This window comes from Bacteroides sp. MSK.18.37 (assembly GCF_019129155.2).
Classification (GTDB): domain Bacteria; phylum Bacteroidota; class Bacteroidia; order Bacteroidales; family Bacteroidaceae; genus Bacteroides; species Bacteroides ovatus.
On record NZ_JAHOIB020000001.1, the window covers coordinates 4,648,965 to 4,661,244 of the forward strand.

Consider the following 12,280-nt stretch of genomic DNA (forward strand, 5'->3'; position numbering starts at 1 on the left):
GTCGCTTCTTTATTTTTTAGGTTTATTATCCTTGAAAGTCATCTCAATCCTGTAATTGTCATCCAGCTCGAGTGATGCCTCATACTTCTTTCCTTTCTTGCTGGTAAACTTCAGATATCCGGTACGTTTCCCCGATAGCAGCAGGAGCATCTGATTATCCGTCAGTTCCCTGCCGTTGAACGTTCTAAATAACAGGAACCCACAATTGGGATCGCTGCATTTGGCGACCTTGTTAAAGACGATAATCGTTTCTGCTCCGCATTTGGGGCAGTTACAATGTGGCAAGTCCGGATGGTTAAGTTTCAGGGCAAGCAGTTCCGAGGTGATTTGTTGGGTATAGGAATTGATGCTCTGAGTAAATGTTTCCGTGGAAACTTTGCCGGTTTCGATTTCATGCAAGGCGCATTCCCACCCTCCGGTCATGCTCACGTTGGCGATCATCTTCTCTTTTACAATATCATATACTTCCAGTCCTTTGGGAGTGGGAATCAGTGACCGTCCGTTTCTTTCCACGTAGTGTCTGGCAATGAGCAGTTCGATGATTCCGGCACGTGTAGCCGGTGTACCCAAGCCGGAATCCTCCATTGCCTCTTTTTCCTTTTCATCGTCCAATGTTCTGCCACAACCTTCCATCGCAGCAAGCAGGCTTGCCTCAGTGAATATGGGCTGCGGTTTGGTTTTCTTGACCAATGTATCAATACCGAGCACGGGCAATATTTCGTCTTCCTGAAATTCGGGCAGAAGACTTCCTTCTTCTTTCTCACTGGGTTCGTTATAGATGCCTCTCCACCCCGGAACTTTGATTTGGCTTCCTTTTATCCCGAAAAGAACGCCGTTACAGTCCGCTTGTACGGATACCGTTTCTTTCAGGCATTTGCCGGAGAAAGCCTCCAACATGCGTCCCGCGATCATGGAATAGATATTCTGCTCGTCAAGGGAAAGCCTCTGGGGATAGTTCTCCGTAATGATTAACGCATGATGGTCCGTCATCTTGCTATCGTCCACACAGTGCCGGTTTAAAGGCTGGTTACAGAGGTTTTCCGCATGCCATGTGAAACGGGGATGTTGCTTAAGCAGGCCGATGAGGGAAGGGACTTGTTCGAAGATGTCTTCTGTGATATAGCTACATCCGGTACGGGGATACGAAATGTAGCCTCCTTCATATAATTTTTGAGCAATGTTCAGCGTCTGTTCTGCGGTCAGTCCGAGTTTGGTATTGGCACTTCGTTGCAGGGCGGTCAGGTCATAAAGTAGCGGAGCTTCTTCTGGAACCTCTTTCTTCTCCACTTGCACCACTTTGGCTGTCGTCTCTTCATACACTTTTTTACGGTCCACATCGAGTTTTTCCGGTGTATCATATTTCCCGGTACAGGTTAAGACGAGTTCTTTCCCTGCTTTCGTTGTCCGTAGCTGTAGCAGATAATAGGGTTTGGCTATAAAATCCCTGTTGTCCAGATATCGACGGCAAATCATGCCAAGTGCCGGTGTCTGTACTCTTCCCAGAGAATAGTTACTCTTGCCTGCAGCCATGCTCAAAGACAGGCTGGCATTCATACCGACGACCCAATCTGATTCTCTCCTGGCTTTAGCGGCACGGTACAGGTTGTCAAACTCCTTACTTGATTTGAGGCTATCAAATCCTTCCCGTATCGATTTTTCTGTCATGGAAGATATCCACAAGCGTTTGGTTTCCTTATGATATCCCAGATATTCAAGCACATATCTCATAATTAACTCTCCTTCCCGCCCTGCATCAGTACAGGATATCACTTGATCAGCCTGACCCAACAGTTTACGGATTACTTCCAATTGTTTCAGAGCCGTCGGATCAGCCTTGTATCCATCTTCGGTTTTAATCTGACGGACAACCAGTTTGAACGGGTCGGGAATAATAGGCAGCATCTCCTTTTCCACATGGACAATGCCGTAGTCTTGAGGCAGGGCCAATGCCAACAGATGGCCGTAAGTTCATGTGACGGCATATCCGTTCCCACTCAAGTATCCTTCCTGTTTCTCCGTTACGCCCAGGACCCGGGCAATGCTGCGTGCCACCGAGGGCTTCTCACAAATACAAATTGTTTTCATGTTACTTTCTTTTTTAATATGAATGACTATTTAATTTTTACACTCTTGACCTTTGATTTTTCTTTCCGTACCCTTTTCTTCGGTTCTTTGGGAATGGAGAGCTTCTCTTTCTTTTCCGATACTTGTATGCTTTCCGTCAGATTCGGCAGGGGTATTTCCTTTGCCGGAAAACGGCTGATTAAATCCATTGAGATTCCTGACATTCCCGCATTCAGTTTCACCTGATCTGCCGGTTGGAGGTATTTCTCCCCGTTCTTTCCGGTTGCCAGTTCGTACATGACTGTTTCACGGCCCTGGAGGATTCCTTCGTAATTTTGGTAAGGAAGGTTTGATTCAGACAGTCCGTTCTGCTGAAGCATCCCACAAATCTCATCGGGTGGCAATCCTCCGAACTTCCGGTCAAAAGGAGAAGAAAGAATGTACTTGTATGTTGCCAGAAGCTGCTTTTCATGGCTCATATCGGGACATCCTTCATATTCCTGCAGTTGTTTGATTTTCTTTTCAATGCTGTTCAGAGCTTTGAAAGTATGTCTGTCCTTATTCTGAATAGGCATACTACCCATTCGGACCAGTTCCATCTGGATACGGTTCAGGCTGGACGTTTCCCATTTATTCAACAGATTACTGCGATTGCTCCGGTAATCATCCCGGAGGATAGCGATTGGATTTTTGGTACGAAAGAATAATCCGATCCGTTTTCCCCATGAGGGTTCGTGGAGGTTGGACGCGCTCCAGCGGATCGTGTTGAAACGGTAAGTATCCATGAATCTCCTGAAATGATTCCGGCTGGTAAACAGGTTTCTGAAAGTTTGCAGGAATGCTTTCCTTCCGGCAGCCCTGCGGCTACGTGGTATCTCTTTTTCGGGAATGAATGTATTATTTATCAGTTCCATATGCATTATAATTTGGGCTTCGCCTGCTTTTTAACGGAAGCGGTTTTTGTCTTGACCTTTTTCTTTTCATTGCCACAGGACAGTCCGGGCTTGTCTTGCGGTTTTTCGGCTGTTTGAGCTTCTCCTTTCTTAGAAACAACAACAGGCGGGCTTACCCGATGATAGTTCTTCCGGACTCCATCCCTGTTTAACAGTGTTTGCGCCAATGACCTGGCAGCATTTTGTAATTCATCCATCTTCTGCCAGAAAGGATAATCCCGGTACAATTCCTTTTGCCGGGTAATCTCACGGATACCTTTCTCCACAAACAAGAAATCCTTTTTATAGGCAAACGATTCGTCTGCCGGTAAATGGGCGTATCCTCTGGCTGCTATGTCCTGAAGTGTCATAATGTTCCGGTTACGGATAGAGAGTTCCAATGCGCCGGCTGTGACAAACCGGTTGAGATTTTCTCCCGTAGGATGCATGTCGAAAGTGACGGACGGCTTGTAATTCGCCAGAATTTCCATCCCGGCCTGCGGCATGGTGGTCTGATTCCCGTTGGAGAGTTCCAGCATCCGGCGGGAGACGGTTTCTATCCGGTAAATATTCAATGACTCCACATCCTGCAAAGAGCTTGAGTAGAAATTGTCCGCTGTCGATTGCAGGTAATCCCGAAACTTTATAGTCCCGGAAAGTCCGTCATTGAATACGCGGACACCTTGTTCCGTTTCAGCTATGGTGTAGAACTGTTTGGCTTGCTTTCCTGCCGCAATCTTCTCCATCGCATCTTCGTGTGCAATAAAGCACTTATAAGCTGGTGAGTAGTCCAGATCCCGGATATTCTCTGCCGTCAGTTCCCTTTGGCATGCTCTCAAATAAGCCGCTTTCCGTAAAGGTACGGAGTTGTTTTCAGTGATGCCTCCGTAAGAGGCGATGAAACTGAGGGCTTTCTCACTGTCTTTCGCCGGTAGTTCGCTGGTGAAAGGAATATCTTTAGCAGGTATTCCCTCAAAATGCAGCAATAAGTTATCCGGTATGGTTTTCTGATCCATAGCAATCCGGGCGGTCAGATCCATAAATACCTGAAAAGAGTCCTTATCCGTCGGAACATACGACACGACCATGACAGTCGAGACTTGATTATCCGGCTGTAACACAATAAACAGGCTCTTTAAATCCGCTTTAGCGGTGAATGTATCTTTTATTTTTTCCATCCATGCAGGCATGATAATCAGTTTTAGATGCGGGGATTATGTGACTTGTTCTGACGGGAAGCCGTCTTTCTCTTTTCCGAAGCCGCCGGTCCGGTCAGTTGCAACGGAGGACAGGTCAGTCTGTATCTCAGGCCAAGTATCTTGTCCGCGAGTTGCTGCTGCCTGTTTTGAATATTGTAGAATGCCTTTTCACTATATCCCTTTTTGGATTGCAGTTCGGACATTTCTTGATCCAGCGGTTTAAAATTTCCTTTGTGGGTGAACTCCTTATAGCTTTCATTAGTATTGAAATCAGCCGGTAATCCGTATTCCCGTATAAAGAGCAGGGTGAATATCTCGGCATTCTCCGGCGTTACCGAAAGCCGGTAATCTTCCGTAAACTGTTTGAATGCATGGTATGTCGGCTCTATGGGATAGCCGCCTTTCTTCAACAGCTCGGATTGCTCTATCGGATACAATGGCATTTTCGCCAGCTGCCCGTAGAAAGGATTGGACCGGAAAAGGTCCAGATGCTTCTGCATGTAATGCTCCGTGCTATGGTTCGGGCAGGAAATATAGAATTCTCTGATTCGTCCCAGAGCCTGTACTTCCGGAGTGAAGAAACGGTCAGCCAGATATTGCAGGTAACACTGTTTATAGATGGCTCCTTCATCCGTGGCGGGCAGGTAGACGGCTCCTTTGGGAGTCTGGAGGGAAATGATGGGGTCTATCTCTTTGTTTTGCAGGCTGTCCGGGATAAGCCCGTAATCACGTTTCAGGATATAGGCCGCCTGATCCCGGATCTGTGATTTGACCTTCTCCTGTCCGCCTTTATTTTCAGCCGGAATATTCTGCAGCGCATTGAACTGGGAGTTGAAAGAATTCTTGTGTATGAACGGAATCCTTCTGGTTGTATAGTCTATCCCATAGATTCCTGCGGTTTCCTGTAAGGATAGTAACCGGAGTATCTGGGCATTGGCAATACTGGGGAGCACGTTATAGGAGGAAGCAAACTTGTCATAGGCATCGAATGTCGGTTCTATGCGGTGGCTCCTGTCCAGCCGGGCATTCCGCAGGATAGTCGCATCCAGATATTGTGCTTTCTCCGGCAGAAAAGAGTTTGTATATAAGGAGAAGGCATTGGGAGATGCTTGGAATGCCTTTACCACTTCTGCGTCCGGACGGGTCAGCTTGTACAGGTTGACAAACTCCGGTTTCTCTTCGTCCGTAATGAAGAAACGGTCGGCCAGATGTTGCATATAGGCATGGCAGCATGTCTTTCCAAAGCCGGAATATTCGAACAGAAGCACTCCTTTGGCGGTTTCCACGGCGGTCAGGGTTTCCGACGGATCGTCGTGGAGAGTATCCTGTGCCAGCGCGAACCGTTTGGCTTCCGGCTGTACAAGCAGGTGGTCGGCAAGTCCGCTGGCTACCAGCATGGGCAGGCTTTTTTCTTCATCGTGAGAATGCAGGTATTCCAGTCCGCGCAATGAGACATTGCCCTGCATGCTTCCTCCGTTCCGGGTGATGAATTTTTGTACCAAGCTGTTATCCTTGTCAAAGAGCCGGATATCCGGGTAGCTTACTCCTGCCGGAAACTGGTAGCGGCACAGATAAAGATCCGGCAAGTGGCTTTGGACAAGGGACGGCTTGTACATTTCCCTTTGCCGCTGGAGGTATTCGGTGAATCGTTGATTCATCATCGATACTTCTTTCTCCGGCATCAGGTGCATCTCCAGTTGTCGGGGTTGCCCTTCCAAGTCCTGGGTAACAAAGAAAATCATAATGTTTGAAATCTCTTGCTTTTGCATACGATTGAAATTTAAAATAGTTACATGGTGATACTTCTACTCTTTTTCTTTTCCTGTTTGGGCGGTTCATAGCCCCGTACCGCATAGTCCGTCTGCAGGATTCTCTTTGCCGTATCCTTGATGGTCCGTTCAAGTGCATTTTTCAGCAGTGTGCCATCCTGCTTCCCCACATAAGACAGCCTGATCCGTTCATCCAGGGAGACAAAGCTGTTTTGATGGTTGAACCGGCTGTCTTTTTCCAAATTCCCGATTTGCCCGGTCTTGCAGATCCGGTCGAGTACGCCTATGTTATAATTCTTCTGGCTCTTGCCCAGATTCAACTTTTCGGCCAGTTGGTTATAACATTCCAAAGAGGGAGCCATGCTGCATTCTACCGCCGGGGTATAGTTGGCTATCATATTTGAATCCAGGAAATGAGCCTTTTGGGGAAGGTATATCTTTTTTAAGCCATGTTCAAACATGTTCGAACACTTTGACGCCTCTTTGATCAGATTGATATTGGAAGTGCTGAAATAATATATTTGCAGTTTATCCGCATCCCTGTAAACCGGCGAGAAGAAATTATCGCCAATATGCTGCAGGTATTTCTGCGCACACTGTATCCCCCTGCCGGTATCATTGAACATCAGGACTCCCTGGTTCGTATTTATTGCAGTAATCACCCTGTTGTAGATATCTTTTTCCTTTTCTTGATGGAATGCGCGGTAAGCGTTCAGTTGTTTTTTCAGCAGGGGATTGTCTTTGGCCTTTTGAAGCATTCTCTGGATGCTATCCACATTATGGATGCCATAAGGAGATGTATTCTCGTAAACGAAGGCGATATCCCGCAATGGGAAATGAGTTGCACAAGACAGTCCTCCGTTATGGGTCATGTCCTTGATGAACCTTTCAATGTTCCCCGGTTGTACAGCACCCTGATATGGTATTAAATAGACTTCTTCCTTAGGAATGTAGGAGCCTTTCAAGGCCAGTTCTGCCTGCCCGAAAAGAAATTTGCCGCCATCTGAATTGATGCCATAACGATTCTCTATGGTCTGGAAATGTTCAATCTGCCTGTTGCTGTTCAAATTGAAACCAATGTATGTACTCATATTATTTTATGGTTTAGATGAATGGTTGATTAAGATAGTCTATGCCGTTTCGACGGGTCGGGAACTTTTTTATTCTTCATTTTCTGCTCCATTTTCTGTTTTTCTTCCAGGTCTATAGTCCATGGAAAACAGGTCATGATCTTGTCCGGGCAGCAAAGGGAGATTCTTTTTTGTTTCATGGACTCATCATCCAGCCGGATATAGACAAAGTAATCCAGTTCCCCTTTTCCGGTTTCTTCAATGGCTGTTACTGTTCCTTTATAGGGAACAACGGGAGTTTCCTCTTCCGGATCGTTCTCTACAATCCGCGCTCCGAGGTACATCTGACTTTTAGGTATCATATCGCTTTATTTTAAACGGTTATTGTTATGTCTGTTCTTATTCTCAGTCTTTTTAACGGTATTCTTCTCTTCCGGCAGCGGACAGAGCAGTCCGTCCTTTATCACGTATGTCCTGACGCCGAAGGGCTTGGAGGAACCCTCAATTCTGCCCTGCTCAAAGTCGGCCTTGCAAAAAAGGAGATGCCTTGTCGCCTCCTTGTTGTTTTCCGGGAGATACAGTGCGTATCCCGAAGCCAGTGCCGTCTTTTGAACTTCATTCAGTTTTCGGCTTCCGACGGTGAAGGTAACGGTGGAGTCATTCAACATATTCTCAAGGGAACGGTGCCCTCTCACATCGAAATCCCTTTTCAAAATTCCATCGGCAGCCTTCCGGATTTCCGTAGACAACCGCTTGAACTTTCCCGTATCGAATTCGCCGGCAGATTTAACCTGCGTGACTTTTTCAAATTCCTTGGCATACGGCAGCAGTTCATTGAAATAGGTAAACGGTTGTTCATGAATATTCATATAACCGTTACGCATGACGGTCAGCAGCCGGTAAATGTCATGGTTCTCCCGGCTGATGGAAACCTGCGTATCCTTATTGAAATGCCAGTCGGTGGCGAATTTTATAAAATCCCCGGCTGTCGCTTCCATCGAATGGTAGCATACCGGTTTTAAACTGTCGATGAATTCTTTGGGCAGTTCGTCAAGACCGATATAGGATGCCGGATAAAAATCGAAGGAATAATCCAGTTCCATCGGTTTGCACGGCTTGTAAGCGGCATCTATGAGAGGAACCAGGTTCTTGTCCATGAACGTACTGTCGTAGACGGCCAGATGGCCGGTATCGTAGTGCGGGTCGAAGTAATGGTCCGTGATGTACCGGATGCACTCCCTGAATCCGTTCCTGCCGATCTCGTTACCGGAAAAGATAAGGTATCCGAAGTCATTCTCCACCACTTTTAAGGGGAATGTGTACCGCGGCTGGCACCGGTACAATGTCCTTTTTTCCTGTTGCTGTAATCGAAACTCCAAGTATGCGGGTTCCTGCATGAGATACTTCTTCAATATGCCGCCGTCCGGTTCATTCTTGTATTTATAGGTATAGACCGCATCACGCAGGGAAATGCGTTTGGCAGGGGGAATGCAGTGTTCTTGAAAATACGGCAGCAGTTCCTTGCTGATATATTCCTCGAAAGGGGTATGGGTATCTACCGGTGGAACCTGCCTCATGTTCGCCAGGTCAAACCGGAGCAGTTCCGTATCCGGAATATAGGGGCAGCACTCCGCTTCCTTGATATTGTCAATCAGGAATTTGCGGAACAGGCTGTCCGCATCTCCTTTCTGAATGAATGTGAGGGCATTTCGGGGCTGGTGGGGAGAGTACTGATGGTAACGGTCCATACCGACAAAAATACTTCCCGGCTTGTCGGGATCGAAAAAAGGATTTTCCATTTGGTTTCTCTTGTCCATATTTCTACAATTTAGGGTGGGTATTTCTTTTCTTTTTCACGTCCTGCTTTTTATTCAAAGCCTTTTCGATGACTGTTTTCACTTTGAACACCTGTTTGTTCGCAGGAGGATCCTTAGAAAATACGATCCGGGTGAAATCCCCGTTTATCCATGCATAGGCATGGGACGGGTTGCTTTTTGCCTCTCCCGGCAGGAAGAGTCCGTGCCCTGCCGCCAATACTTGCCGGTGAGGGGTAAAGAGCCGGACACCGTCTACGGTGACACATTCCATCGGGTCGCGGAGGATGTTCCCAACAGTCCGGTGTCCACGCACATCGTAATACTGCTTGAGGAGTTTGTCCAGCAAGGCTTTATCCTGGCCGGTTTCTTCTATCTGCTGCCGGATATCCGATGCTGTACCTTGTTTGGAAAGCTCCAGTAATTTACGGTCCTTGCTTTCTATTTCCTCCAAAATATCAGCGATATTACGGTTGCGATGGCTGCTGGTACAATGCATATTGTGGCAGAAACTACCGAAATCCTCCCAGGTCGGCTTCATCTCATTCCGGTAGACCAGCTCCATTTCCGGTGTCTTATCCATCTGCAGGTAAGCATATTCCGGGTACAGGCCTTCACCCGGATTGACATAGGATCCATCCTTTAGGACTCCTTCTGCCCGGTAAACATTTACCGGACCAAGATTGAAATGGGGATCGAAGTAATGGTCTGCCATAAATTGCAGAAAGTCCTGCCTGTTTTTCTGTCCTTCCGTCGTATCAGTAAAGAACACAAAGCCATGGGCTGTCTCTATGGCTGTATAGGATTGTTCAGGTTGCTTCATATCATTACATTTTGAGGGAATTGTTCCTTTTCGTTTTCGATACCTTTTTCAAAGCCGGTACATATGGAATGATTTTGCCGTTTTTCTCCTGATACACGGTCTTGTTTACGGGAGATTTGGTATATGCCATTACCCGGTTGCATGTCTTTTCGGCATGGAGGAAATGTAAATCTGGCATTGACTTGGATATTTGGGGACAGTAGATCCACTTTCCTTCCAGCAAGGCTTGCCTCATGGCTTCGCCGGCATCGGTTCCATTGATGAGAAACGGGACGCTCCTGTCATTCAGTGTCCTTTCCAATGTACGGTGTCCACGGACATCGAAATCCGTCAGAAGGATATTCTTCGCTTTCCAACGCATGTCATCCAGCACATCTGACAAATCTGGCCCCGAGGACTGTCCGTTGATACAGTCGTCTATCCGGGTGACATACTCCTGAAAGACATTCCGGTATCCGAAATCGGGATCATTTATTATATCCCGCTTGAATCCGTTCTCCATCAGATACAACAGTTTGCTGATATCCGCATTGTTACGGCTCGCAGGACATCCGGCAAATTCATTCAGGCGGAGAAATTCAGAAGCGCTCGGCTCCATGTCCGTTTCAAACGCCAGTTTCCACTGTTTCCTGTCACGGAAAGCCTCTTTTGAGAATACAGCATTATCAAAATCATATTCCCCTTTTCCGCTTTGGGGATTCTTCCGGTAGCAGGCATCCACCAAAGGACAGATATCGTCGGACAGGCAGTTGACGTTGTATTGCCTGACAGGACCGGGTTCGCCATGAACCCAGAAATAATTGCCGGATAACTGTTGGTAAAAGCTCTTCAATCCCTCCCGTCCCATTTTGGTATCACTGAAAAACAAGATTCCTTTGGACGTTTCCACAGCATGCAGCGGTAATTTGTAAACCGGATTATAATCATACCTGGCAGCCAGCTCATCCTGCTTCTGATGAAAATGGACCAGCTCGTCCAACTGCTGTGTGGTCAGTTTCGGAAGTTCTCCCGATATCATGAGGATATCGCTGCGTGACTGCGCAAACAGGACATTTCTCAGATTGGTACTTATTAGAGGAGCCAGTCCCTTTTCCCGGATATAGGGTAGTAATACCTGATTGATATATTCCTTTTTGGAAATATCTCCGGAGATAGCCGGTACATCCGTCATCTTCGGGAATGAATAGATTTCCAGACGGGTATTCGGTACGAAGGCGGAGTATTTGGCTTTTATCGATTGTTGGCTGAACAAGGCCATAAACGTATAGACAGGGTCTTGCCTGTCGGGATTGGCAGGATAAAGCATATAGGAGGATTCTGCATGGGGTTTCTCCTTGCCGGTTTCATAACCGACAAGGAGCTGGCCTTCACCGTCTTTCCTGAAAAGCTCGTCCAATAGTTTGGGATCATCAGAAATATAGGTTGCCATTTTTCTTACATTTTAGGTGTGATGGACGGTTTACGGGTACGCGGTTTCTTTTCCGCTTGCTGTGAGGCTTCCTCTTTTTTCCGGGGTTTTCCGGCTACTTGTACCGGTGCATGGGGCTGCTGCTGGCTTCCGTCTTGTTCCTGACCTTGTTTCTGTGCCTCTTCCAACTTCTTGGTGCTTCTTTCCCAGAGGAATTCCACCCCTCGCTCGGCGGCACTCATCTGGATGGAGGTGGCATAAAATTTTCCATTATCAGACTTGAAACGGATCGGTACTTCCTCACCGCGCACGGCAGCATCGTATTCTTTCGGAGAAAGCGTATAATCTTTCACCTTACGCGGAATGCGTGCCTGCTCTACGGGCATATGGAACAATTCATTGGTCACCGGGTCTTTGGAAAGGTAGCAGGATTTGGTTTCTTTGGTACGGTAGTCAATGACTACATCCACCGCCTTGCCGAGATTGCCGGTCTGGTTCAGGGCCTTGAGGTCTTCTTCCGTCAGGACATGTCCCCTGTAGTCTTCCCCGATCTTGGGAGCCTGACGGATGTAGTGGATGTCGAACTTGACAGCTCCGTTCTCGTCGCGGAACAGGGAGAGTTTGGCATCCCCGTTTTCACGCCCCAGCTCGGAATTTTTTGCCACACGGAAAGCGATAGCGGAAGTCTTTCCCTGCAACATTCTTTCGAGGCTGTCCTTTGCGTTCTTCAGTCCGTCCGGGGTAATGCCGTATTTGGCGGCCTGTTCCCAATTCACTTCCCGCTCGTTGAAGCGATGGTTATTATACACCCTGGTCGAAGCCAGTTCCCTTCTGACTGCTTCGTTCTGTGGTTCCTGCGCCGCTTCGATCTTTTCTTTGGCCTGCTCTACGAGCGTTTCCTTCGGCATGTTGTAGAGGGAGTAACGACCGGGATTATTGTACTGGTAGAGAAAATTCTTCCCGAAGTTGGTGAAGAAGTTTCCACGTTGGTCCACTTTGATAAACTGGTCCCTGTTCGCCTCGTTAGCTTCGAGCGTTTCCAGCTCTCCGTTCGCTGCGATTCCTTTTACACCTTTGGCTTTCTGCTCTTTCTTGTCATACGCCATCAAATACCCGTGTTCCGGGGTTGCTTCCTTGTTTTCAGGAGCTAAATTCACATCGTTCATATACGTTAATTTTAAAGATTAATGAATCATTTACG

The 12,280-nt window shown here is 47.2% G+C and carries 10 protein-coding genes; all 10 read right to left on the reverse strand.

Features of this window, described 5'->3' with window-relative positions:
- Positions 1-9 precede the first annotated feature (9 nt).
- The gene (locus KSX81_RS17645; RefSeq protein WP_005680137.1) at positions 10-1,902 is read right to left on the reverse strand and encodes a type IA DNA topoisomerase; all 1,893 of its coding nucleotides are present in this window, start codon (positions 1,900-1,902) and stop codon (positions 10-12) included.
- 209 nt (positions 1,903-2,111) lie between these two features.
- The gene (locus tag KSX81_RS17650; RefSeq protein WP_004318625.1) at positions 2,112-2,984 is read right to left on the reverse strand and encodes a hypothetical protein; all 873 of its coding nucleotides are present in this window, start codon (positions 2,982-2,984) and stop codon (positions 2,112-2,114) included.
- A complete protein-coding gene (locus tag KSX81_RS17655) occupies positions 2,984-4,186 on the reverse strand; it encodes a DUF6047 family protein (protein ID WP_008643579.1) in 1,203 nt (400 codons plus the stop codon). The genes KSX81_RS17650 and KSX81_RS17655 overlap by 1 nt, the downstream gene beginning before the upstream one ends.
- Before the next feature lie 11 nt (positions 4,187-4,197).
- Positions 4,198-5,964: a DUF6047 family protein gene (locus KSX81_RS17660; RefSeq protein WP_004311887.1), complete on the reverse strand. Its 1,767-nt coding sequence runs from the start codon at positions 5,962-5,964 to the stop codon at positions 4,198-4,200.
- A 20-nt stretch (positions 5,965-5,984) separates the two neighbouring features.
- Complete coding sequence (locus KSX81_RS17665) at positions 5,985-7,055, reverse strand: DUF6047 family protein (protein WP_004311888.1); 1,071 nt, start codon at positions 7,053-7,055, stop codon at positions 5,985-5,987.
- A gap of 29 nt (positions 7,056-7,084) precedes the next feature.
- A complete protein-coding gene (locus tag KSX81_RS17670; protein WP_004311889.1) occupies positions 7,085-7,396 on the reverse strand; it encodes a hypothetical protein in 312 nt (103 codons plus the stop codon).
- Between the two features lie 6 nt (positions 7,397-7,402).
- Entirely contained in the window at positions 7,403-8,851 is a 1,449-nt protein-coding gene (locus tag KSX81_RS17675; protein ID WP_004318628.1) for a DUF6047 family protein, read from the reverse strand.
- A 4-nt stretch (positions 8,852-8,855) separates the two neighbouring features.
- Positions 8,856-9,671, reverse strand: coding sequence for a DUF6047 family protein (locus KSX81_RS17680; protein WP_004311891.1), 816 nt, complete (start codon positions 9,669-9,671; stop codon positions 8,856-8,858).
- Between the two features lie 4 nt (positions 9,672-9,675).
- Positions 9,676-11,100, reverse strand: a complete 1,425-nt coding sequence (locus tag KSX81_RS17685) for a DUF6047 family protein (RefSeq protein ID WP_004311892.1) — start codon at positions 11,098-11,100, stop codon at positions 9,676-9,678.
- 5 nt (positions 11,101-11,105) lie between these two features.
- Complete coding sequence (locus tag KSX81_RS17690) at positions 11,106-12,245, reverse strand: DUF4099 domain-containing protein (protein ID WP_004318630.1); 1,140 nt, start codon at positions 12,243-12,245, stop codon at positions 11,106-11,108.
- Between the last annotated feature and the right edge of the window lie 35 nt (positions 12,246-12,280).